Genomic DNA, 23496 nt, shown 5'->3' on the forward strand with positions numbered 1-23496 from the left:
TGCCCGCAGGGATAAAGCAAAAATGCGCGGCGCAGCGAAAAATGGCGAGAAAAATGATTAATACGCTGAATAATCACGCTAATGTTCGTTGTTTGTGAATATTTTGTTATCACGATCACAAATCACTCCAAGCGCGTTGCGTAAAAGCTGCACAGCGTATAAAAGTAATCATTAATATGTTAATGAATGCCGGTTGTCATGTTTTGCCATTGGAGGAGTTCGCATGAAAGGCACCGTATTTTCCGTTGCGCTGAACCACCGCAGCCAACTGGACGCCTGGGATCAGGCGTTTCACCAGCCACCGTATCAAACCCCGCCCAAAACCCCGGTGTGGTTTATCAAACCGCGCAACACCCACCTCGCCAACGGCGGGGCGATCCCGTTTCCGGCCGGTGAAACCGTGCAAAGCGGCGGCACGCTGGCGGTGATCATCGGCGACACCGCGCGCAAGGTGCCGGCGGCGCAGGTGGGCCGTTATCTGGCCGGTTACGCGCTGGCCAACGACGTCAGCCTGCCGGAAAGCAGCTTCTACCGCCCGGCGATCAAGGCCAAATGCCGCGACGGGTTCTGCCCGCTGGGGGAGATCGGCCAGCTGGCGACTGCCGATCGGCTGGAGATCGTCACCGAGATCAACAGCGTGGAGCGGGATCGCTGGTCCACCGCCGATCTGGTGCGCTCGGTGCCGGAGCTGATCGCCGCCATCAGCGACTTCATCACTCTGCAGCCGGGCGATGCGGTGCTGATCGGCACCCCGCACCAGCGGGTGGAGATCAAACCGGGGGATGAGGTGACGGTGCGCGCCGCCGGCCTGCCCACTCTGACCAACCGCGTCACCCAGGCAGGAGCCGCATCATGAAACATGCTCGTATTCGCCATCATGGCCAGGTCTTCAACGTGCAGGTGGATGACCAGCTGCGCGTCACGCTGCCGAACGGCGAGGTGCTGCAGGAGCGCGAAGTGGAATGGCTGCCGCCGGCGCAGGGCACGGTGTTCGCCCTGGGGCTGAACTATGCCGACCACGCCAGCGAGCTGGAATTCAAGGCGCCGGAAGAACCGCTGGTGTTCCTCAAGGCGCCGAACACCCTGACCGGGCACCGTCAGGTGTCGGTACGCCCGGCCGGCGTGGAGTACATGCATTACGAAGCCGAGCTGGTGGCGGTGATCGGCAAGACCGCGCGCAACGTCAGCCGTGAGCACGCCATGGAGTACGTGGCGGGTTACACCCTGTGTAACGACTACGCCATCCGCGATTACCTGGAGAACTACTACCGGCCAAATCTGCGGGTGAAGAGCCGCGACACCCTGACGCCGATCGGGCCGTATATCGTCGATCGCGACGATGTCGCCGATCCGCACCGGCTGGCGCTCGGCACCTATGTCAACGGCGAGCTGCGCCAGCGCGGCAGCACCGCCGACATGATTTTCGACATTCCGTTCCTGATCGCCTACCTGAGCGAATTCATGACGCTGCAGCCGGGCGACATGATCGCCACCGGCACACCGAAAGGGCTGGCCGACGTGCAGCCGGGCGATGAAGTGGTGGTGGAGATCGAGGGCATCGGCCGTCTGGTTAACCACATTATCAGTGAAAAAGATTACGAGGAGAGCCTGCGATGAAAACCATCAACCACTGGATCAACGGCAAGAACGTCGCCAGCAAAGAGTACTTCACCACCACCAACCCGGCGAACGGCGAGGTGCTGGCGGAGGTGGCTTCCGGCGGTCAGTTGGAGATCGACCAGGCGGTGGCGGCAGCGAAAGAGGCGTTCCCCAAATGGGCCAACACGCCGATGAAAGAGCGCGCGCGCCTGATGCGTCGTCTGGGGGAGCTGATTGACCAGAACGTGCCGCAGATCGCCGAACTGGAAACCGCCGACACCGGCCTGCCGATCCACCAGACCAAAAACGTGCTGATCCCGCGCGCCTCGCACAACTTCGAGTTCTTCGCCGAGGTGTGCCAGCAGATGAACGGCAAGACCTACCCGGTGGACGACAAGATGCTCAACTACACGCTGGTGCAGCCGGTGGGGGTATGCGCGCTGGTGTCGCCGTGGAACGTGCCGTTCATGACCGCCACCTGGAAAACCGCGCCTTGCCTGGCGCTGGGCAACACGGCGGTGCTGAAAATGTCCGAACTGTCGCCGCTGACCGCCGATCGCCTGGGCGAGCTGGCGCTGGAAGCCGGCATTCCGGCCGGGGTGCTGAACGTGGTGCAGGGCTACGGCGCCACCGCCGGCGACGCATTGGTGCGCCATAAAGATGTGCGCGCGGTCTCCTTCACCGGCGGCACCGCCACCGGCCGACGCATCATCGAAAGCGCCGGGCTGAAGAAATTCTCCATGGAGCTCGGCGGCAAGTCGCCGGTGCTGATCTTTGAAGACGCCGACATCGAGCGGGCGCTCGACGCCGCGCTGTTCACCATCTTCTCGATCAACGGCGAACGCTGCACCGCCGGTTCGCGCATCTTCATTCAGGAGAGCATCTACCCGGAATTCGTCAAACGTTTCGCCGAGCGCGCCAACCGCCTGCGCGTGGGCGATCCGCAAGATCCCAACACCCAGGTGGGGGCGCTGATCAGCCCGCAGCACTGGGAAAAAGTCTCCGGCTATATCCGCCTCGGGGTGGAAGAAGGGGCGACCCTGCTGGCCGGCGGCCCGGACAAACCGGCCGGCTTAAGCCACGGCAACTTCCTGCGCCCGACGGTGCTGGCGGATGTCGACAACCGGATGCGCGTGGCGCAGGAGGAGATCTTCGGGCCGGTGGCCTGCCTGTTGCCGTTCAAATCAGAAGAAGACGGCCTGCGCATGGCCAACGACGTGGAGTACGGCCTGGCGTCGTACATCTGGACGCAGGATGTGAGCAAGGTTCTGCGCCTGGCCCGCGGCATTGAAGCGGGCATGGTTTTTGTCAACACCCAAAACGTACGCGATCTGCGCCAACCGTTCGGCGGCGTGAAAGCCTCCGGCACCGGCCGCGAAGGCGGCGAATACAGCTTCGAAGTGTTCGCCGAAATGAAGAACGTGTGCATTTCCATGGGCGACCACCCGATCCCGAAATGGGGCGTTTGAGCCTCAGGCCACAATAATAACGAAAGAGATGAGAACAATGACGACAAAACTGACCACTGATGCTGTCCCTGCTCCCGACGTCGTGCGCTGTGCCTACATGGAAATTCAGGTCACGAACCTTAAAGCCGCACGCGAATTTTACGTCGATATCCTCGGCCTGGTCGTGACCGCCGAAGATGACAAAACCCTCTACCTGCGTTCGATGGAAGAGTTCATTCACCATAACCTGGTGCTGCGCGAAGGCCCGGTCGCCGCCGTGGCGGCGTTTGCTTTCCGCGTGCGCACGCCGGAAGACGTCGATCGCGCCGAAGCGTATTTCAAGGCGCTTGGCTGCCGTACCGAGCGGCGGGTGAACGGGTTCGCCAAAGGCATCGGCGATGCGGTGCGGGTAGAGGATCCGCTCGGTTTCCCGTATGAGTTTTTCTACGACGTGCAGCACGTCGAGCGCCTGGCCTGGCGCTACGATCTGTATACGCCGGGCGCGCTGGTGCGCCTCGACCACTTTAACCAAATCACCCCTGACGTGCCGCGCGCCGTGGAATACATCCAGGGGCTGGGCTTCCGCGTGACGGAAGACATCCGCGATGAAGACGGCGTGGTTTACGCCGCCTGGATGCGCCGCAAGGCCACGGTACACGATACCGCGATGACCGGCGGCGCCGGGCCGCGCATGCACCACATCGCCTTCGCCACCCATGAAAAGCACAACATTTTGGCCATCTGCGACAAGCTCGGCGCGCTGCGCAAATCCGATTTGATCGAACGCGGCCCCGGCCGCCACGGCGTCTCCAACGCGTTCTATCTCTACCTGCGCGATCCCGATGGCCACCGCGTGGAAATCTACACGCAGGATTACTACACCGGCGATCCGGACAACCCGACCGTGACCTGGGACGTGCATGACAACCAGCGCCGCGACTGGTGGGGCAATCCGGTGGTGCCGAGCTGGTATACCGAAGGATCGCTGGTGCTGGATCTCGATGGGCAGCCGCAGCCGGTCATTGAGCGCAGTGCGCCCAGCGAAATGGCCGTCACCATTGGCGCAGACGGTTTTTCCTATACCCGTGAGGGCGATACGGAAAAAGGTTTCAAACTTGGCAATACGCTGTAAATGCCGCTGCGCGGGCCGCGCTCGCGCCTATGCGCCGTCTGGAGAACGTTATGCCCCATTTTTACGCTGAATGTACCGACAACATCCGCCGCGAGGCGGATTTGCCCACCCTGTTCGCCAAGGTCAACGAGGCGCTGGCGGCGACCGGCATCTTCCCGCTGGCCGGCGTGCGCAGCCGGGCCATCTGGCTCGATACCTGGCAGATGGCCGACGGCAAGCAGGATTACGCCTTCGTGCACATGACGTTGAAAATCGGCCACGGCCGCAGTCTGGAAAGCCGTCAGCAGGTGGGCGAGATGCTGTTTGCGCTGATCAAGGAACACTTCGCCGCGCTGATGGCGCAGCGCTACCTGGCGCTCTCTTTCACCATGGAAGAGCTGGATCCGGTGCTGAATTACAAACAGAACAATGTCCACGCGCTGTTCAATAAAGCGTGAATAAGGGGTCGTAAATGCTGGATAAAGAGCAGGTTAACCGCGCCGTGCAGCGCCTGCATCAGGCGGAAAAGAGTCGTGAGCAGATCCGCGCGCTGTCGCTCGATCATCCCGAGATCACCATCGAAGACGCCTACGCCATTCAGCGGCAGTGGGTGGCGCTGAAGATCGCCGAGGGGCGTGCGCTCAAAGGCCACAAGATCGGCCTGACGTCGCGCGCCATGCAGGTCAGCTCACAGATCACCGAACCGGACTACGGCGCGCTGCTGGACGACATGTTCTTCAACGACGGCAGCGACATTCCGATCGATCGCTTCATCGTGCCGCGGGTGGAGGTGGAGCTGGCGTTCGTGCTGGCCAAGCCGCTGCGCGGGCCGAACTGCACGCTGTTCGACGTCTACAACGCCACCGACTACGTCATTCCGGCGCTGGAGATCATCGACGCGCGCAGCCACAACGTCGATCCCGAGACGCAGCGGCCGCGCAAGGTGTTCGACACCATCTCCGACAACGCCGCTAACGCCGGGGTGGTGATGGGTGGGCGGCCGATCAAGCCGGATGCGCTGGATCTGCGTTGGATCTCTGCGCTGCTGTACCGCAACGGCGTGATTGAAGAGTCCGGCGTGGCGGCGGCGGTGCTCAATCATCCGGCCAACGGCGTGGCCTGGCTGGCCAACAAGCTGGCGCCGTATGAGGTGGAGCTGGAAGCGGGGCAGGTGATCCTCGGCGGTTCTTTCACCCGGCCGGTGCCGGCGCGGCGCGGCGATACTTTCCACGTCGATTACGGCCCGATGGGCTGCATCAGCTGCCGCTTCGTCTAATAAGCAGGCTCGGCGAACCGAGCCGCAATAACCGGGCGGGGGCCACGCGCCGCGCCCGCTTGTCAGGGAGAATGCGATGTTAACCAACCACTTCAAGCGAGCGCTGCAGGAAAAACGCCCGCAGATCGGGCTGTGGCTCGGGCTGTGCAGCAGCTACAGCGCCGAACTGTTGGCCGGCGCCGGTTTCGACTGGCTGTTGATCGACGGCGAACATGCGCCCAACAACGTGCAGACGGTGCTCGGGCAGCTGCAGGCGGTCGCCCCTTACCCGAGCCAGCCGGTGGTGCGGCCGCCGTGGAACGACGCGGTGATCATCAAGCAGTTGCTGGATGTCGGCGCGCAAACCTTATTGATCCCGATGATTCAGAACGCCGAACAGGCGCGCGACGCGGTGCGCGCCACGCGCTATCCGCCGCATGGCGTGCGCGGCGTCGGCAGCGCCCTGGCGCGCGCCTCGCGCTGGAACCGAGTGCCCGATTACCTGCAGCAGGCCGACGAGCAGATGTGCGTGCTGGTGCAGATTGAAACCCGCGAGGCGGTGAAAAACCTGGAGGCGATCCTGCAGGTGGAAGGGGTGGACGGCGTGTTTATCGGCCCGGCGGATCTCAGCGCCGACATGGGCTTCGCCGGTAATCCGCAGCATCCGGAGGTGCAGCGCACCATCGATGACGCCATTGCGCGCATCCGCGCTGCCGGCAAGGCGCCGGGCATTTTGATGGCCAACAAGGCGCTGGCGCAGCGCTATCTGGAAGCCGGCGCGCTGTTCGTCGCGGTAGGGGTGGATACCACCCTGCTGGCGCGGGCGGCGGAAGCCCTGGCGAACGAGTTCAAACAGGGCGGGGCGCAAGCGCCTTCATCGGGAGTCTACTGAACCATGAACCACGTCGATTCGCTGCCGCCGGCCAACCCGGCGCAGCAACATAAAGCGTTAACCGCCGCCGAGCAATCGGTGATTAAAAAGTTGTTTCGGCGCCTGATTATTTTCCTGTTCGTGTTGTTTGTTTTCTCTTTCCTCGACCGCATCAACATCGGCTTCGCCGGGCTGACGATGGGCAAGGATCTCGGCCTCAGCTCGACCATGTTCGGGCTGGCGGCGACGCTGTTCTACGCCACCTACGTGATCTTCGGCATTCCGAGCAACATGATGCTGAGCCGGGTCGGCGCGCGGCGCTGGATCGCCACCATCATGGTGCTGTGGGGCATCGCTTCCACCTGCACGATGTTCGCCACCGGGCCGACCAGCCTGTATGTGCTGCGCATGATCGTCGGCATCACCGAGGCCGGCTTCCTGCCGGGCATTCTGGTGTACCTCACCTACTGGTTCCCGGCGTTTTACCGCGCCCGGGCCAACGCCTTGTTCATGATCGCCATGCCGGTGACCATGGCGATCGGTTCGCTGGTCTCCGGCTATATTCTGGCGCTGGACGGGGTGATGAACCTGAAGGGCTGGCAGTGGCTGTTCCTGCTGGAAGGGATCCCGTCGGTGCTGTTGGGCGTGGTGGTGTGGTTCTACCTCGACGACACCCCGGCCAAGGCCAAGTGGCTGACCGACGAGGAAAAAGCCAGCCTGAAGGCGATGATGGAGGCCGACAAGCTGCAGCTGGTGCAACCCAACGGGCCGAGCAGCCACCGCGCGCTGCAGCAGCGCAGCCTGTGGCGCGAGATCTTCACGCCGATCGTGCTGATGTACACGCTGGCCTATTTCTGTCTGACCAACACCCTGAGCGCGATCAACATCTGGACGCCGCAGATCCTGCAGAGCTTCAACCAGGGCAGCAGCAACGTGACGATCGGCATTCTGGCGGCGATCCCGCAGATCTGCACCATCGCCGGCATGGTGTGGTGGAGCAAACGATCCGACAGGCTGCAGGAGCGTAAGCATCACACCGCGCTGCCGTATCTGTTCGCCGCCGCCGGCTGGCTATTGGCTTCCGCCACCGATCACAGCCTGATCCAACTGCTGGGGATCGTGATGGCGTCGGTCGGTTCCTTTACCGCCATGGCGATCTTCTGGACCACGCCGGATCAGTCGATCAGCCTGGAAGCGCGGGCGGTGGGGATCGCCGTGATCAACGCCACCGGCAATATCGGATCGGCGCTCAGCCCGCTGTTGATCGGCTGGTTCAAGGACATGACCGGCAGCTTCAACTCCGGGCTGTATTTCGTCTCGGCGCTGTTGATCGTCGGCGCCGTGCTGGTGTGGCGCATCCCGATGAAGGATTCGCGCCCGAGAGCGACGCCTTGATACGCAGATAGGCAGGATTGCAGGAGGTAATGAGGTGCGGAAAAGTACCGGTTTTATCGCCAACATCGATATTTGCAAAGAGTATGACGCGCGCTACGCCGCCGACGAGGTGCACTACGAAACCTTCGCCGGGCTGGCGGCGTTCTTCGGCCGCGACATGCAGGTGCACTGGCACGACTGCTTCTTCCAGGTGCATTTTCTGGAGACCGGCAAGATAGAGCTGCAGCTCGACGATCAGCACTATTCGGTGCAGGCGCCGCTGTTCATCCTCACGCCGCCGTCGGTGCCGCATGCGTTTTTCACCGAACCGGACAGCGACGGCCACGTGCTGACGGTGCGTCAGGAGTTGATTTGGCCACTGCTGGAGCGCCTGTATCCCGGCAGCAATCTGGCGCTGGACATGCCGGGCATCTGCCTGTCGCTGGCCGATGCGCCGCAGGAGCTGACGGCGCTCAGCCATTATTGGGCGCTGATCCGCCGCGAGTTCGCGCAGAACCTGGCCGGGCGCGAACAGACGCTGGCGCTGTTGGCGCAGGCGGTGTTCACGTTGCTGCTGCGCAACACCGCGCTGGAAGACAGCGCCAACAGCGGCGTGCGCGGCGAACTGCAGCTGTTTCAACGCTTCAACAAGATGGTGGACGAGCGTTTCCGCGAGCATCTGCCGGTGCCGGAGTATGCGCAGGCGTTGGGCGTGACCGAATCGCGGCTCAACGACCTGTGTCGGCGCTTCGCCAACCGGCCGCCCAAGCGGCTGATCTTCGATCGGCTGCTGCGCGAGGCCAAGCGCATGCTGCTGTTCAGCGCCTGCACGGTGCATGAAACCGCCTACAGCCTCGGCTTCAAGGATCCGGCCTATTTCGCCCGTTTTTTCAATCGGCTGGAAGGCTGTTCCCCTTCAACCTACCGCGCGGCGCAACACGCCCTTTCGTAACCGCGATCACAGTTTGCCGCGAAAGCGGCAAACTGACCTGAAAAGTACCGGCGATTGCCGCAAAAGTCTCTTCTCGAAACCGGCTTTGGCAGCTTCAATTAAGCAACCAAAAGAAAACATTATTTTAACAAATGGCCGACTCCACGGCCTGAAAAATGCCGATTACGAGGAAGACCCGATGAAACCAGAAGACTTTCGTGCCGACAGCAAGCGTCCGTTCACCGGCGCCGAGTACCTGAAAAGTTTGCAGGACAGCCGCGAAATCTACATTTACGGCGAACGCGTAAAAGACGTCACCACCCACCCGGCGTTCCGCAATGCGGCGGCCTCGGTCGGCCAGCTGTACGACGCGCTGCACGATCCGGCCAGCCAGGATCGCCTGTGCTGGAATACCGACACCGGCAACGGCGGTTACACCCACAAGTTCTTCCGCTATGCCCGCAGCCCGGAGGAGATGCGCCAGCAGCGTGACGCCATCGCCGACTGGTCGCGCCAAAGTTACGGCTGGATGGGGCGCACGCCGGATTATAAGGCGGCCTTCGGCTGCGCGCTGGGCGCTTATCCGGAGTTCTACGGCCAGTTCGCCGACAACGCGCGCCACTGGTACAAACGCATTCAGGAAACCGGGCTCTATTTCAACCACGCTATCGTCAACCCGCCGATCGATCGTCATAAGCCGGTCAACGAGGTGAAGGACGTCTACATTCAGGTGGAGAAAGAAACCGACGCCGGCATCATCGTCAGCGGCGCCAAAGTGGTGGCTACCAACTCGGCGTTGACCCACTACAACTTCATCGGCTTCGGTTCGGCGCAGGTGATGGGCGATAATCCGGACTTTGCGCTGATGTTCGTGGCGCCGATGGACGCCGAAGGGGTGAAGCTGATTTCGCGCGCCTCCTACGAGCTGGTGGCCGGCGCGACCGGTTCGCCGTTCGACTACCCGCTGACCAGCCGCTTCGACGAGAACGACGCGATCCTGATCATGGATCATGTGCTGATCCCGTGGGAAAACGTGCTGATCTACCGCGATTTCGACCGCTGTCGCCGCTGGAGCACCCAGGGCGGTTTCGCCCGGCTGTTCCCGCTGCAGGCCTGCGTGCGTCTGGCGGTGAAGATGGATTTCATCACCGCGCTGCTGCAAAAGAGCCTCTCGTGCACCGGCGTGCTGGAGTTCCGCGGCGTGCAGGCCGATCTGGGTGAAGTGGTGGCCTGGCGCAACCTGTTCTGGTCGCTGAGCGACGCGATGTGCGCCGAAGCCACGCAATGGGAAAACGGCGCCTACCTGCCGGATTCCGCTGCGCTGCAAACCTACCGCGTGATGGCGCCGATGGCCTACACCAAGGTGAAACACATCATCGAGAAGAACGTCACCAGCGGCCTGATCTACCTGCCGTCCAGCGTGCGCGACATGAACAACCCGGAGATCGACAAGTACCTGGCGCGCTACGTGCGCGGATCGGACGGCATGGATCACGTTGAGCGCATCAAGATCCTCAAACTGATGTGGGATGCGATCGGCAGCGAGTTCGGCGGGCGCCACGAGCTGTATGAGATCAACTACGCCGGCAGCCAGGATGAGATCCGCCTGCAGTGCCTGCGCCACGCGCAGGGATCCGGCAACATGGATCGCATGATGCAGATGGTCGACAAGTGCCTGGCCGATTACGATCAGCACGGCTGGAAGGTGCCGCACCTGCGGAACAATGACGATATTAATCAGTTGGATAATCTGCTGAAGTAATTCAGGAGGAGGTTGTATGTCTCAGGAAAATGAACAGCGGCTGCGCTTTCGCGACGCCATGGCCAGCCTGTCGGCGGCGGTGAATATCGTCACCACCGACGGCCCGGCGGGGCGCTGCGGCATCACCGCCACGGCGGTGTGTTCGGTGACCGATACGCCGCCGACGCTGCTGGTGTGCATCAACCGCAACAGCGCGATGAACCCGGTGTTTCAGGAAAACCGCAGGCTGTGCGTCAACGTGCTTAACCACGAGCAGGAGCTGATGGCGCGCCACTTCGCCGGCATGACCGGCGTCAGCATGGAAGATCGTTTCCGGCTGGAAGAGTGGCAGCTCGGCGCGCTGGGGCAGCCGGTGCTGCGCAATACCCTGGCCAGCCTGGAAGGGGAGATCGAGCAGATCCAGAGCATCGGCACCCACCAGATGTACCTGGTGCAGATCAAGCAGATCGCGCTGAGCGAAGCGGGCAACGGCCTGATCTACTTCAAGCGTAACTTCCATCCGGTGATTCATCAGATGGCAGTGCCGGCCTGACGCCTAGGGGCGCAGCCAGCTGCGCCCCCCCATCTCAACTCTTGTTGGCCGCCAGATCGCTCACCAGGCGGTTGACCGGATCGCTCATGTTGGTGAACTTGCTCAGCTCCGAACGGGTCACCACCACGAACACCCCGACGTTTTTCGCCGGGATCATCGCCATGTAGGTGATGAATCCGCCGCCGCCGCCGGTCTTCTGAATGATGCCCGGCAGCCCGTCCTTCGGCGCCATATACACCCAGCCCAATCCCAATGCATCCGCTTGCCCCGGCACGTCCATGCCCTTCAGCGACACCAGATCGTGGCGCTGGAAGTACATGGTTTGCTCGCTGGCGGCGGTGGCTTTGCGCGGGCCGCTGGCGCTGGAGGAGAGGAACTGCTGCATCCAGCGCTGCATGTCGCGCGGGGTGGAGTAGACGCCGCCGCTGCCGGCCGCGGCGGTGGTGTCGCGACAGGCGCTTGGGCCGGCCGCCGCCACCATCAGGCGCGAGCATTGTTCAGGGCTCGGCGTCAGCGTGGTGTCGACCATGCCGAGCGGCGCGGTGATTTTCTCTTTCAGCAGCGCGTTGTATGGCTTGCCCGCGGCGCGCGACAGCGCATCGGCCAGCAGATCGTACGCCAGGTTGGAATACGCGGCGTGCACGCCCGGCGGCGTCGTGATGTTGGCATGCGCCAGCCACTGCCAGCGCTGGGCCTTGGTCGGCCAGGTGAACACCGGCGTTTTCGGCGGCTTCTTGCCCGGCTGCTCGCGCGGCAGCGCGCTGGTGTGGGTCGCCAGGTTCAATAAGGTGATCGGCTGGCCGGCGTTGTAAGCCGGCACATAGGCGCCCTTGGGGGCATATTTGCGCAGCGGGTCGGTCAGCTTGACCTGGCCTGCCGCCGCCATCTTCACCATCACTTCGCTGGTCATCAGCTTGGTGATCGAGGCGATGCGGATCAGCGAATCCGGGCGCGGGCGCAGGTTGTTGCCGGGCTTGGTGTCGCCAAAGCTGCGGTTAACCACTTGATTGCCGTCGATCACCACCAGCGCCATGCCGGTGGCGCCGCTGTTGTAGAAAATATGTTCGGCATACTGGTCGACGATTTGCGAAGCCAGCTGCGGGGGCGCGGCCTGCACGGCCAGCGGCGCGGCGCACAGGCCCAGCGCCAGCAATAAAGCGGAGACAGAGTTCTTCAACGGTCGTTATCCATTTAACAATGCAGCGGGAAAGGGCGTTATTCGTCGCCCAGTGTAATGCCCCCAGGCCCCTGCTGCATGTAGAAAAAAGAGCGGTGGCGATAAAAATTTTTAACCGCCGCGGCCTATTGCGCGCGGGCGAAAATGGCGATCACTTCGTCCAGGTGCGCCTTCATCGCCTTGCGGGCGCCGCGCACGTCGCGCGCTTCAATTGCCGCCAGGATCGCCCGGTGTTCCAGCTCGGAACGGTGCGGCATGTCGTCCGGCGTATAGTGGCGCTGCAGCACGCGGAACATGCTGCCGTAACGGTGGCCGAGCAGGTGCCCGATGATGAACGCATAGGCCGGGTTGCCGCTGGCCTGGGCGATGCGGATGTGGAACAGCCGATCGCCGGGGTGGGTGGCGGAGCCGGCCCGGTTATCGCGGCAGTTCTGCTCATAGGCGGCGCGGATGCCCGCCAGCTCTTCGTCGGTGGCGTGGCGCGCGGCCAGCGCGGCGGTCTCCGGTTCGATCAACAGGCGGGTTTGCAGCAGTGAAAACGGCGGCAGCTCGGCGTTGAAATCCAGCTCGATATTCAGTTCGTCGTCGATTTCCGCCCACTGGTTGCGGCCGGCCTGGGCCATGACCGGTTCTTGCGACGCCGGCGGCGGCGTTTGCGAACGCACGATCACCCCGTTGCCCACCTTGACGTCCACCAGGCCAATCACTTCCAACGCGATCAGCGCCTCGCGCACCGACGCGCGGCTGACCTGCAACTGCTGCGCAAGATCGCGCTCCGAGGGCAGGCGGCTGCCCGGCGGAAATTCGTTGTTCTCGATAAGACGTTTGAGCTGGTCAGCTATCTGTCTGTAAATCCTTGGGTTTTCCAGTCGGGTAATCGGCATTTTTGACCTTTGACGATTCGGCGTTCAGTGATTTGGCGCACAATTATGCGACAAGGCGCTTGAGTAATCGTTATTCAAGTGTAAAAAAATGGTTAATTGAAATGCAGTTTCAAGGCTGTTTTTATTAACTTCTTCCCCCAACGATAACGCGTAAAGCGTCTTTTGTCATGTTAGAGGCCTGACCTTTAACCGCCTTTAGTGGCCTGACCATTAGACCTTTAGGCCGAGGAGTCAAGATGGATTTAACCGGGAAACGCGTACTGATCACTGCCGCCGGGCAAGGGATCGGATTCACCACCGCCAGGCTGTTCGCCGCCGCCGGCGCCGACGTGATCGCCAGCGACATCAACCTCGAGCGCCTGCAGGACTGCGCCGGGATCCGCGCGCTGACGCTAAACGTCACCGATCCGGCCGCCATCGCGGCGGCGGCGGAAGCGATCGGCCCGATCGACGTGCTGTTCAACTGCGCCGGCGTGGTGCACAGCGGATCGATCCTCGATTGCAGCGAAGATCAGTGGGCGTTCGCGCTCGATCTCAACGTCACTGCGATGTTCCGCATGATCCGCGCCTTCCTGCCGGGCATGTTGGCGCGCGGCAAAGGCTCGATCATCAACATGTCTTCGGTGGCCTCGAGCGTGAAAGGGGTGCCGAACCGCTTCGCCTACGGCGCCAGCAAGGCGGCGGTGATTGGCCTGACGCGCTCGGTGGCGGCGGATTACGTCACCCAGGGCATCCGCTGCAACGCCATTTGCCCCGGCACGGTGGAATCGCCGTCGCTGCGTCAGCGCATCGCCGAGCAGGCGCGCGAGCAGGGGCGTAGCGAGCAAGAGGTGTATCAGGCGTTCGTCGCCCGCCAGCCGATCGGGCGCATCGGCACCACCGAGGAAATTGCCCAGTTGGCGCTGTATCTGGCCTCCGACGCCAGTTCGTACACCACCGGCACGGTGCAGATCATCGACGGCGGCTGGAGCAACTGAGCCGCCATTTTTGAGAGAGGAAGGCATGAAACTTTTACGTTACGGGCAACCCGGGCAAGAGCGCCCCGGCATGTTGGATGCGCAAGGCCGCCTGCGCGATTTGTCGCAGCATATCGCCGACGTGGGGGGCGCCGCGTTATTGCCGGCGTCGCTCGCCAAACTGCGCGCGCTGGACAGTGCCACGCTGCCGCTGGTCGAAGGGCAGCCGCGCCTCGGCGCCTGCGTCGGCAGCATCGGCAAGTTTATCTGCATCGGCCTGAACTACGCCGATCACGCGGCGGAGACCGGTGCCGCCATTCCTGAGGAACCGGTGGTGTTCAACAAATGGACCAGCGCGGTGATCGGCCCCCACGATCGGGTGGAGATCCCGCGCGGCTCGCAGAAAACCGACTGGGAAGTGGAGCTGGGCGTGGTGATCGGCCAGGGCGGACGCTACATCAGCGAAGCAGACGCGATGCGCCACGTCGCCGGCTACTGCGTGATCAACGACGTCTCAGAACGCGAATATCAAATTGAGCGCGGCGGCACCTGGGACAAGGGCAAAGGCTGCGACACCTTCGGGCCGATCGGCCCCTGGCTGGTGACCGCCGACGAAATCGCCGATCCGCACAGCCTGAACCTGTGGCTGGAGGTGGACGGCAAGCGCTATCAGGACGGCAACACCAGCACCATGATCTTCCGCATTCCGCAAATCGTCAGCTACCTCAGCCGCTTTATGAGCCTGCAGCCGGGCGACGTGATCTCCACCGGTACGCCGCCGGGCGTCGGCATGGGGCAGAAACCGCAGCCCGTCTATCTGCGGGCGGGCCAGACGATGCGTCTGGGCATCGAAGGGCTGGGCGAACAGCGCCAGCAAACCGTACAGGCTTAACCGGGAGCGCCGCCATGACCACCATTACCGCACTGCGGGTTGAAGACATTCGTTTCCCCACCTCGTTGGGGCTGGACGGATCCGACGCCATGAATCCGGATCCCGACTATTCCGCCGCCTACGTGATCCTGGAGACCGATCGCGCGGATCTCAGCGGCCACGGGCTGACGTTCACCATCGGCCGCGGCAACGAGATCTGTTGTGCGGCGATCCGCGCGCTGGAACATCAGATCGTCGGTGAGCAACTGGAGACGATCGCCGCCGACATGGGCGCCTTCTGGCGGCGCTTCACCAGCGACAGCCAGCTGCGCTGGATTGGGCCGGACAAGGGCGCCATTCACCTGGCGACCGGCGCGGTGGTCAATGCGGTGTGGGATCTGTGGGCCAAATCGGTCGGCAAGCCGGTGTGGCGGCTGGTGGCGGAGATGACGCCGGAGGAACTGGTGCGCTGCATCGACTTCCGTTACATCACCGACTGCATCACGCCGCAGGAAGCGCTGGCGCTGCTGAAACAGCGGGCCGAGGGCAAAGAACGGCGCCTGGAGCGGCTGCTGCAGGAAGGGTACCCCTGTTACACCACCTCCGCCGGCTGGCTGGGTTACCCGGATGACAAGCTGCGCCGCCTGTGCCAGGAAGCGGTCGACGCCGGTTTCTCCTACCTGAAGCTGAAGGTCGGGCGCGATCTGGAAGACGACATTCGCCGGGTGCGCATCGCCCGTGAGGTGATCGGCCCGGATCGCCGGCTGATGATCGACGCCAACCAGGTGTGGGAAGTGGGCGAGGCCATTCCGTGGGTGAAACATCTGGCGTTCGCCAACCCCTGGTTTATCGAAGAACCGACCAGCCCGGATGACGTGGAGGGGCATCGCCGCATCCGCGAAGGGGTGGCGCCGGTCAAGGTGGCCACCGGTGAGATGTGCCAGAACCGCATCATGTTCAAGCAGTTCATCATGCGCGGCGCGGTGGACGTGGTGCAGATCGACGCCTGCCGCCTCGGCGGCGTCAACGAAGTGCTGGCGGTGATGCTGATGGCGGCCAAATACCAGCTGCCGGTCTGCCCGCACGCTGGCGGCGTCGGGCTGTGCGAATACGTGCAGCACCTGTCGATGATCGACTACCTGTGCATCGCCGGCACCCACGAAGGCCGGGTGATCGAGTACGTCGATCATTTGCATGAACACTTTGTCGATCCCTGTGTGATCAAGGGCGCGGCCTACATGCCGCCGAGCCGTCCCGGCTATTCGATCGAGATGCATCCGTCTTCGATCGAGCAGTATCGGTTCCGCGGGTGAGCCGGGAGGATCGCATGCCGCGCATCGACGCTCACCAGCACTACTGGCGCTACCACCCGCAGCACTACCCGTGGATCGACGAGCGGATGCGCGTGCTGCGACAGGATTTCGATCCGCCCCGGCTGCGGCCGCTGTTGCAGGAACACGGCTTCGACGGCGCACTGGCGGTGCAGGCGCGCCCCAGCGAGGACGAGACGCTGGCCCTGCTGGCGCTGGCTGAGCAGAGCGAGGGCGTATGCGGCGTGGTGGGCTGGTTGGATATCGCCGCGCCGCAGCTGGCGCAGCGTCTGGAGGCCTTGCGGCCTTACAGCGCGCTGCGCGGGGTGCGTCATCAGGTGCAGGACGAAGCGGATCCGGCGGCCTGGCTGGCGCGGCCGGAGGTGGAACGCGGCATGCAAACGCTGCAGCGCGCCGGGTATGTGTACGAGATCCTGGTGACGCATCGGCATCTGGCGGCCGCGGCGGCGTTCGCCGCCTGCCACGATGAACACTGGCTGGTGTTGGATCATCTCGGCAAGCCGGACATCGCGCGCGGCGCGCGGCACTGGGCGCAGCAAATCCGGCCGCTGGCGGCGCTGCCGCACGTGGTCTGCAAGCTGTCGGGGCTGATCACCGAGGCGCCGGGTGGCCGGTGGCGGGCGGAAGAACTGCTGCCGTTCTTCGACGCCGCGCTGGAGGCGTTCGGCCCGCAGCGGCTGATGTTCGGCTCCGACTGGCCGGTGTGCCTGCTGGCCGGCGACTACCGCCAGGTGGTGCAACTGTGCGAACGGGCGCTGTCGACGCTGGGGGCCGCCGAGCAGGCGGCGATTTGGGGCGACACCGCCTGGCGAATTTACGGTTTAACGGAGTCTGGTTATGGATCTGTATCTGCAAGATAAGGTGGTGCTGGTCACCGGCGGCGGTGCCGGCATCGGCGCGGCGATTGCTCATGTGCTGGCCGAAGAAGGCGCGATCCCGGTGCTGGTCACCAACGCCGCGCCGGAGGCGGCGCTGCTGGCCGATTTGCAGCGGCTGCAGCCGCGCACCGAGGTGATCCTCACCGAATTGTGCGACGAGGCGGCCTGCCGCCGGGCGGTCAGCCAGACGCTGGCGACCTTCGGCCGCATTGACGGGCTGGTGAACAACGCCGGGGTCAACGACGGCGTCGGGCTAGAGGCGGGGCGCGAAGCGTTCGTCGGCTCGCTGGAAAAGAACCTGGTGCATTACTACCTGATGGCGCACCTGTGTCAGGCGGCGCTGCGGGAGAGCCGGGGCGTCATCGTCAACATCGCCTCCAAGACTGCGCTCAGCGGCCAGGGCGGCACCAGCGGCTACACCGCCGCCAAGGGCGCGGTGCTGGCGCTGACGCGCGAATGGGCGGTGTCGCTGCGCCATGATGGGGTGCGGGTGAACGCGGTGGTGCCGGCGGAGGTGATTACCCCGCAGTACCAGCGCTGGCTCAACACCTTCGCCGACCCGCAGCGGCAGATGGAGAAGATCACCGCGCGCATTCCGCTCGGGCAGCGCATGACCACGCCGCAAGAGATCGCCGACACCGTGGCGTTTCTGCTGTCGTCGCGGTCGTCGCATACCACCGGGCAATGGCTGTCGGTGGACGGTGGCTACCTGCATCTCGATCGGGCGCTGACGTGAGCGGCGCGGCGGCAGGGCGGCGCCGTTTCTGCCAGGCGCTCGATCTGATTGACTCACCGGCGCTGATTGCGGAGTACCAGCAGCAGCATCAGCGCATCTGGCCGGGCATCGCCGCGCATTTGCGCGAGCACGGCATTCTGGACATGGAGATTTACCGGTTGGGCACCCGGCTGTTCATGATCGTGGAGGTCAGCGCCGATTTCGATGCCGTGCGTTTTGACGCCGCCAGCCTGAACAACCCCGAAGTACAGCGATGGGAAGCGCTGATGTGGCACTACCAGGCCGCCACCCCCTGGACGCCGCAGGGCGAAAAATGGGTGGAAATGGCGCGGATATTTTCTCTGCAACAGCAATAACGCCAACATCATCATCGCCAGACGATACGAGGGTATCACCATGCTTGCTGAAAAAAGTGCGGCCTCCGCGCAGCCGGGCGTCGCCGTGACCGCCAATCTGCGCTGGGCCTTTATCCTGGTCACCAGCCTGTTCTTCATGTGGGGGCTGTCCTATGGCCTGCTGGACGTATTAAACAAACATTTTCAGGAGACGTTGCACGTTACCAAGGCGCAGTCGGGGCTGTTGCAGGCGGCCTATTTCGGCGCCTATTTCCTGGTGGCGCTGCCCGCCGGATACTTTATGGACCGCAAGGGCTATAAGGCGGGCATTCTGGTCGGGCTGTGTCTGTATGCGCTGGGGGCGCTGCTGTTCGTGCCGGCGGCGTCGGCCAACAGCTTCGGCGTGTTCCTGTTCGCGCTGTTCGTTATCGCCAGCGGTTTGGGCTGCCTGGAAACGGCCGCCAACCCGTACGCCACGGTGCTGGGCGACGCGCAGGGCGCCGAACGGCGGCTCAACCTGGCCCAGTCGTTCAACGGCCTCGGGCAGTTTATCGGCCCGTTGATCGGCGGCACGCTGTTCTTCTCCGCCAGCCAGTCCGCCGGCGGCGGCGATCAGAGCGCGGTGAAGATGACCTATGTGGCGATCGCCGTGCTGGTGCTGCTGATCGCGCTGTTGTTCAGCCGCACCCGGCTGCCGGCGATCCGCGAAGAGGAAAAACCGGTACACGGCGTGATAGCGCAGGGATTGTGGCAGCATCCGCATTTCGTCGGCGGGGTTATCACGCAGTTCTTTTACGTGGCGGCGCAGGTGGGCGTAGGGGCGTTCTTCATCAACTATGCCACCGAACACTGGCGCGAGGTGTCTAACCAGAGCGCCTCTTACCTGCTGTCGATCGCCATGATCTGCTTTATGGTCGGGCGCTTCTTCAGCACCTGGTTGATGGGGCGAGTCAAGCCGGCGACGCTGTTGGCGGCCTATGCGCTGATCAACATCGCGCTGTGCGGCGTGGTGATGCTGAGCGTTGACGGCGTGTCGGTGGTGGCGCTGATCGCGGTATTCTTCTTTATGTCGATCATGTTCCCGACCATTTTCGCCCTGGGGGTGAAAAACCTGGGTAAACACACCAAGCGCGCCAGCTCCTTTATGATCATGGCGATCGTCGGCGGCGCCATCATGCCGTACTTTATGGGGGCGCTGGCTGACCGTTACAGCACCGCGCTCTCTTATCTGCTGCCGCTGTTGTGCTTCGCGGTGGTGCTGGTTTACGGCCTGCGGCAGCGCCGCGCCTGATTCAACCCGGCGGCGAATCGGCCTTCGCCGCCGTTTTCGGCATCTGCCGCCGGGTCCCCATCAGGATGGCCAACGCCAGCAGCAGCACCAGGCCGGACAGCGCGCCGTTTATCGTCAGGCCGCCGGCATCCACCACCAGCCCGCCCAACAGCGAACCGCAGGAAATCGCCAGGTTAAACAGCGCGATATACAGTGAAGAGGCGACCTCGGCCGCATCGGGAGCCGCCTTGAGCATCCACGCCATCAGCGCAACGGAAACGCCACCGTAGGCGATGCCCCACAGCAGCAGGAAGGCGCCGCCGCTCAGCGGCGTGTGGCCCAGCAGCGGCAGCAGCAGGACGGCGAGCGCCAGCCCGAGGGCGATCAGCGCCAGGGTGCGGCGCAGTCGTTTAGCGGCGGCCTGGCCGGCGATAAAATTCCCGACGAGGCCGGCGATGCCGTAGGCGAACAGCAGCGGCCCCACCCAGCGGCTTTCGATGCCGGCGACCGTCTGCAGCAGCGGACGGACAAAGGTGTAAGCCATAAAGTGACCGGCGACCAGCAGAAACGTCAGCAGCAGCCCGGTCAGCAGCTGGCGATTCGCGCGTTGCGCGGTGAACGACCGCCAGCCGATCGCCTGCGTGACCGGCAGCGGCGGCAGCACGCACACCAGCAGGAGCAGGGTCAGCGCCGCCAGAACGGCGACCGCCAGAAACGCCATGCGCCAGCCCAGCGCTTCGCCGAGGAATACCCCGAGCGGCACGCCGAACACCGAGGCCGCCGCTACGCCGCCGAAGATGATGGACAGCGCCAATCCGACGGAGGCCGGCGGCACCAGGCGTTCTGCCAGCCCGCCGGCGATGGCCCAGATACCGCCGATGCAAAAGCCCAGCAGAATGCGCGCAGCGAACAGCAGCGCCAGGGAGGTGGCGGCGGCGGCCAGCAGGTTGGCGGCGATCAGCAGCAGCAGAAAGCCCGCCAGCAGGTTGCGGCGGTCCGTGCGCCGGGCGCCCAGCACCACCAGCGGGGCGAACAGCGCGGCGAACAGGGCCGGCAGGGAAATCAGCAGCCCGGCGCGGCCGATCGATGCGTTCAGGGTGCTGACGATCGGGGTCAGCAGCCCGACGGGCAGCATTTCTGCGGTGACGACGGTAAAGGTGGACAGGCCGACCGCGAAGGTCGCCAGCCACGCTTTTGCGCCGCCGTCGGCGTGTAAGGCACTCATAATGACTCTCCCAACAGATGAAGAACCCCAGTGTATCCGCGCCAAAATGGCTGATAAACTGGCCTGAATGCGCAACATTGGGGACAAAGCGTGGCTAATTTACCGTCTATGCCGTTGGATAACCTGACCGACCTGCTGGTATTCATTCGCGTCGCCGACGCCTGCAGCTTCACGCTGGCGGCCGAGAGACTGGGCATCTCCCGATCGGCGGCGGGCAAATGCGTGAACCGATTGGAGGCGCGATTGGCGACCCGGCTGCTGCAGCGCACCACGCGCAGCGTCAGCCTGACCGAAGACGGCGCAGTGTTTTACGAATATGCGCAGCGCATCCTGTCGCAGGCCGAAGAGGCAGAAACGGCGCTCAATACGCGGCGGCAAACCCCGCGCGGGCGGCTGCGGCTGGATGTGCCGGTCTCTTTGGGGCGGTTGCATATTTTGCCGATTCTGCGGGAATTTTTGGCGCAGTGGCCGGAGGTGGACGCCGACGTCAGCTTCTCCGACGATTACAGCGATTTGGTGCGCGACGGCATCGACATGGCGATCCGCGTCGGCGGCAGCGACGACAGTCGGCTGGTGCGGCGGGTGCTCGCGCCGCACCGCCTGATCACCTGCGCGGCGCCGGACTATCTGGCGCGCTACGGCACGCCTGCGACACCGGAGGCGCTGGGCGATCACGAGACGCTGGTCTTCAGCCACCAGGGATTGCCGGCGCCCTGGCGCTATCGGATTAACGGCCAACTGCACGAACAGCCGGTGCGCGGCCGGATGCGTTTCAACAACGTCGAGGCATTGCGGGATGCAGCCGTCGCCGGGGCCGGTCTGTGTCAGGTAGGGGCGTTTCTGGTCGGTGAACAGATGGCGGCCGGCACGCTGGTGCCGGTGCTGGAACGCTATTGTCGCCCGGGGCCGCCGATCTGCGCCGTCTATCCCAGCCGACGCCATCTCTCCCCCAAAGTGAAACTGTTTCTGGCGGCGATCGAACGGCGCTGGCAGGGCAACGCGATTTGGGAAACCGTTTAGCGCAGGCGGTTCACGCCGCTTTCAAGGCCAGCGTTCGCCGCATTAGGCGATAGCCGCCGGCCGCCACCAGCAGTACGACCAGGCCGGCCGTGAGCGTGACGCCAAAGCCGGCCGTTATCCCCGCAGCGTCGATCGCCAGGCCCGCCAGGGCTGCGCCGAACGCCACGCCTATCCCCAGACCGGTGACCATCCAGGTCAATCCCTCCGTCAGCCTGGCGGGGGGCACGATGTTTTCAACCAGCCCCATGGCAATGATCATGGTCGGCGCGAAAAACAGTCCGGCGACAAACATCGCCGCCGCCAGCGTCAAGACATTGTGCACCCACAGCAGCGGCAGGGTAGTGAATGCGGTGGCGAACGCCGCGTATAAGAACAGGCGGGGCAAGGGGACGGGGATCTTCATTGCGCCGAAAATCAGCCCGGCGAGGCAGGAGCCAAACGCGTAAACCGACAGTACGATGCTGGCGGCGGCTGGCTGGCCTTGCTGCTCGGCGAAGGCCACGCTGATGACGTCCACGGTGCCGACAATGGTGCCCAGGGCGATCAGCGCCAGCACCAGAATTTGCATTGACGGCATAGCCAGGATGGCGCGCTGCCGCTCGCTGTTGCGGGTGTAAACCGGGGGCTGTGTGCTTTTTTGCAAGGCGAATGCCGTGACGCCCGCCACCAGAAGCAGCGCGGCCACCAGAGGGCCGGCTTCTGGGAAAAGTGAAACGCTGAGCCCCACGGCGATCGGCGGGCCGATGATAAAGGCGACTTCGTCCAACACCGACTCGAATGAAAATGCCGTGTGCAGCTGCGGCGTGCCGCGATAAATTTCGCTCCAGCGAGCTCTGACCATCGCAGAGATGCTGGGCATGCCGCCCGCGAGCGCAGCGAAGACGAACAGCGCCCAATCCGGCGCCTGGTAGCGAGTGCAAATCAGCAGCAGCAAGAGGGCGATCGCGCTGGTCCCGGTGGCATACGGCAGCACTCGGCGTTGGCCGAAGCGATCCGCTGCGCGCGCGATCTGCGGCGCGAGCAGCGCCATGGAAAAGGCGAACGTCGCCGCCACCGCGCCCGCTAACCAATAGGAGCCGCGTACCTGCGAGAGCATGGTAATGATGCCGATACCGGTCATCGAGACCGGCAGGCGCGCGATTAGCCCGGCAGAGGAAAACGCCTTGCTGCCCGGGGCGGTGAACAGTTTGAAATAAGGATTTGCCATAAAATGGGCTCCGGAATGTTGCGGCTCGGTATTCGCTCAATGTCCATCATTGACATACGCCACGTATGTTACGTTAATTGACATACATGGCGTATGTCAATTATAACGTCATCAATAACGAGGCGGGAGTGAACCCATGGCACGTAAAGCGCGTACCGAAATGATTGAAGAAACCCGACAAAAGCTGGTGGCGGCGGCCCGCCTGCAATTCGGCAACGTGGGGTATGCCGAAACGGTGATGGATGATCTCACCGCCCAGGCCGGCCTGACGCGCGGCGCGCTCTATCACCATTTTGGCGATAAAAAGGGGCTGTTCCTGGCGGTGGTGCAGGCGATAGACGGCGCATCTGGCTGAGATAACCGCGAGTACTGCGGATGACTGGGAGGCTTTTGCGGCGCGTTGCCGCAGTTATCTGATCATGATGACGGAGCCGCAAGCGCAACGCATTCTGTTGCGTGATTCACCTTCAGTGCTGGGAGCTGAATATCTGCGGGCCAGCAAGCTGGCGTGCATCAGCTGGATGACGGGCGCATTGGAGGTATTGATGGCGCAGCGGCGTATCGCTATCGCCGAGCCGGAAGCGCTGGCGCATTTAATCAACGGCGGCCTGATGGATGCCGCGCTGTGGGTCGCCCATCATCCGGAAAAAGACGTGGGGCTGGAACAAGCCTTGGCCAGTTTGAACCTGTTGCTGAACGGGCTGCGTTCCACCGCCGTATAGC

General features: G+C 63.6%; 23 protein-coding genes and 1 pseudogene. 20 read left to right on the forward strand and 4 right to left on the reverse strand.

The features are described 5' to 3' along the window. Positions 1–223 precede the first annotated feature (223 nt). The 11 genes from ACJ8J1_RS20150 (at position 224) to hpaC (ending at position 10883) form a co-directional block, all read left to right on the forward strand. The gene (locus ACJ8J1_RS20150) at positions 224–856 is read left to right on the forward strand and encodes a fumarylacetoacetate hydrolase family protein (RefSeq protein ID WP_033641765.1); all 633 of its coding nucleotides are present in this window, start codon (positions 224–226) and stop codon (positions 854–856) included. Then, the gene (locus ACJ8J1_RS20155) at positions 853–1617 is read left to right on the forward strand and encodes a fumarylacetoacetate hydrolase family protein (protein ID WP_033641766.1); all 765 of its coding nucleotides are present in this window, start codon (positions 853–855) and stop codon (positions 1615–1617) included. Before ACJ8J1_RS20150 ends, ACJ8J1_RS20155 begins: the two co-directional genes overlap by 4 nt. Continuing rightward, positions 1614–3068, forward strand: a complete 1455-nt coding sequence (hpaE, locus tag ACJ8J1_RS20160) for a 5-carboxymethyl-2-hydroxymuconate semialdehyde dehydrogenase (protein ID WP_033636981.1) — start codon at positions 1614–1616, stop codon at positions 3066–3068. Before ACJ8J1_RS20155 ends, hpaE begins: the two co-directional genes overlap by 4 nt. A 37-nt stretch (positions 3069–3105) precedes the next feature. Further along, a complete protein-coding gene (gene hpaD / locus ACJ8J1_RS20165; RefSeq protein ID WP_087762955.1) occupies positions 3106–4179 on the forward strand; it encodes a 3,4-dihydroxyphenylacetate 2,3-dioxygenase in 1074 nt (357 codons plus the stop codon). A gap of 50 nt (positions 4180–4229) precedes the next feature. Continuing rightward, positions 4230–4616, forward strand: a complete 387-nt coding sequence (locus ACJ8J1_RS20170; RefSeq protein ID WP_004933172.1) for a 5-carboxymethyl-2-hydroxymuconate Delta-isomerase — start codon at positions 4230–4232, stop codon at positions 4614–4616. 14 nt (positions 4617–4630) lie between these two features. After that, on the forward strand, positions 4631–5434 hold the full coding sequence (gene hpaH, locus ACJ8J1_RS20175; protein ID WP_033641768.1) for a 2-oxo-hept-4-ene-1,7-dioate hydratase: 804 nt from the start codon (positions 4631–4633) through the stop codon (positions 5432–5434). A gap of 76 nt (positions 5435–5510) precedes the next feature. Further along, a complete protein-coding gene (hpaI, locus tag ACJ8J1_RS20180) occupies positions 5511–6305 on the forward strand; it encodes a 4-hydroxy-2-oxoheptanedioate aldolase (protein WP_033641769.1) in 795 nt (264 codons plus the stop codon). A gap of 3 nt (positions 6306–6308) precedes the next feature. Beyond that, positions 6309–7679 carry a 4-hydroxyphenylacetate permease gene (hpaX, locus tag ACJ8J1_RS20185; protein ID WP_021505400.1) on the forward strand — a complete coding sequence of 457 codons (1371 nt, stop codon included), beginning with the start codon at positions 6309–6311 and terminating at the stop codon, positions 7677–7679. A gap of 34 nt (positions 7680–7713) precedes the next feature. After that, a complete protein-coding gene (gene hpaA / locus ACJ8J1_RS20190) occupies positions 7714–8610 on the forward strand; it encodes a 4-hydroxyphenylacetate catabolism regulatory protein HpaA (protein WP_004933161.1) in 897 nt (298 codons plus the stop codon). 178 nt (positions 8611–8788) lie between these two features. Beyond that, complete coding sequence (hpaB, locus tag ACJ8J1_RS20195; protein WP_004933158.1) at positions 8789–10351, forward strand: 4-hydroxyphenylacetate 3-monooxygenase, oxygenase component; 1563 nt, start codon at positions 8789–8791, stop codon at positions 10349–10351. A gap of 16 nt (positions 10352–10367) precedes the next feature. Continuing rightward, complete coding sequence (gene hpaC, locus ACJ8J1_RS20200; protein ID WP_016929186.1) at positions 10368–10883, forward strand: 4-hydroxyphenylacetate 3-monooxygenase, reductase component; 516 nt, start codon at positions 10368–10370, stop codon at positions 10881–10883. Between the two features lie 34 nt (positions 10884–10917). Here the strand turns inward: hpaC and ampH are convergent, their stop codons facing one another. Further along, entirely contained in the window at positions 10918–12060 is a 1143-nt protein-coding gene (ampH, locus tag ACJ8J1_RS20205) for a D-alanyl-D-alanine-carboxypeptidase/endopeptidase AmpH (RefSeq protein ID WP_025305189.1), read from the reverse strand. 125 nt (positions 12061–12185) lie between these two features. Beyond that, a complete protein-coding gene (locus ACJ8J1_RS20210) occupies positions 12186–12944 on the reverse strand; it encodes a FadR/GntR family transcriptional regulator (protein WP_033641770.1) in 759 nt (252 codons plus the stop codon). Between the two features lie 236 nt (positions 12945–13180). Between ACJ8J1_RS20210 and ACJ8J1_RS20215 the strand changes: the two genes are divergently transcribed. Genes ACJ8J1_RS20215 through fucP form a run of 7 tightly spaced genes read left to right on the forward strand, consistent with a single transcriptional unit; the run spans position 13181 to position 19342 of the window. Beyond that, entirely contained in the window at positions 13181–13921 is a 741-nt protein-coding gene (locus ACJ8J1_RS20215) for an SDR family oxidoreductase (RefSeq protein ID WP_033641771.1), read from the forward strand. A 25-nt stretch (positions 13922–13946) separates the two neighbouring features. Then, positions 13947–14792, forward strand: a complete 846-nt coding sequence (locus ACJ8J1_RS20220) for a fumarylacetoacetate hydrolase family protein (RefSeq protein WP_033641772.1) — start codon at positions 13947–13949, stop codon at positions 14790–14792. Between the two features lie 14 nt (positions 14793–14806). Further along, positions 14807–16084 (forward strand): L-fuconate dehydratase, encoded by a 1278-nt coding sequence (locus ACJ8J1_RS20225; RefSeq protein WP_033641773.1) that lies wholly within the window; start codon positions 14807–14809, stop codon positions 16082–16084. Between the two features lie 14 nt (positions 16085–16098). Then, a complete protein-coding gene (locus ACJ8J1_RS20230) occupies positions 16099–16962 on the forward strand; it encodes an amidohydrolase family protein (protein WP_033641774.1) in 864 nt (287 codons plus the stop codon). Beyond that, entirely contained in the window at positions 16940–17716 is a 777-nt protein-coding gene (locus ACJ8J1_RS20235; RefSeq protein ID WP_033641775.1) for an SDR family oxidoreductase, read from the forward strand. Before ACJ8J1_RS20230 ends, ACJ8J1_RS20235 begins: the two co-directional genes overlap by 23 nt. Further along, complete coding sequence (locus ACJ8J1_RS20240) at positions 17713–18072, forward strand: L-rhamnose mutarotase (protein WP_033641776.1); 360 nt, start codon at positions 17713–17715, stop codon at positions 18070–18072. The genes ACJ8J1_RS20235 and ACJ8J1_RS20240 overlap by 4 nt, the downstream gene beginning before the upstream one ends. 40 nt (positions 18073–18112) lie before the next feature. Continuing rightward, positions 18113–19342, forward strand: coding sequence for an L-fucose:H+ symporter permease (fucP, locus tag ACJ8J1_RS20245; RefSeq protein WP_033641777.1), 1230 nt, complete (start codon positions 18113–18115; stop codon positions 19340–19342). A gap of 1 nt (position 19343) precedes the next feature. Here fucP and ACJ8J1_RS20250 read toward each other — a convergent pair whose 3' ends face one another. After that, the gene (locus ACJ8J1_RS20250) at positions 19344–20546 is read right to left on the reverse strand and encodes an MFS transporter (protein ID WP_033641778.1); all 1203 of its coding nucleotides are present in this window, start codon (positions 20544–20546) and stop codon (positions 19344–19346) included. 108 nt (positions 20547–20654) lie between these two features. Between ACJ8J1_RS20250 and ACJ8J1_RS20255 the strand changes: the two genes are divergently transcribed. Beyond that, positions 20655–21566, forward strand: a complete 912-nt coding sequence (locus ACJ8J1_RS20255; protein WP_033641779.1) for a LysR family transcriptional regulator — start codon at positions 20655–20657, stop codon at positions 21564–21566. A 10-nt stretch (positions 21567–21576) separates the two neighbouring features. Here the strand turns inward: ACJ8J1_RS20255 and ACJ8J1_RS20260 are convergent, their stop codons facing one another. Then, positions 21577–22773 carry an MFS transporter gene (locus tag ACJ8J1_RS20260; RefSeq protein ID WP_033641780.1) on the reverse strand — a complete coding sequence of 399 codons (1197 nt, stop codon included), beginning with the start codon at positions 22771–22773 and terminating at the stop codon, positions 21577–21579. A gap of 136 nt (positions 22774–22909) precedes the next feature. Here ACJ8J1_RS20260 and ACJ8J1_RS20265 point away from each other — a divergent pair. Beyond that, positions 22910–23495 (forward strand): annotated as a pseudogene (locus ACJ8J1_RS20265) (TetR/AcrR family transcriptional regulator). The last annotated feature ends 1 nt before the right edge of the window (position 23496 follow it).

The organism is Serratia sp. CY37869, assembly GCF_052168895.1.
In the GTDB taxonomy this organism is placed as follows: Bacteria; Pseudomonadota; Gammaproteobacteria; order Enterobacterales; family Enterobacteriaceae; genus Serratia; species Serratia ureilytica.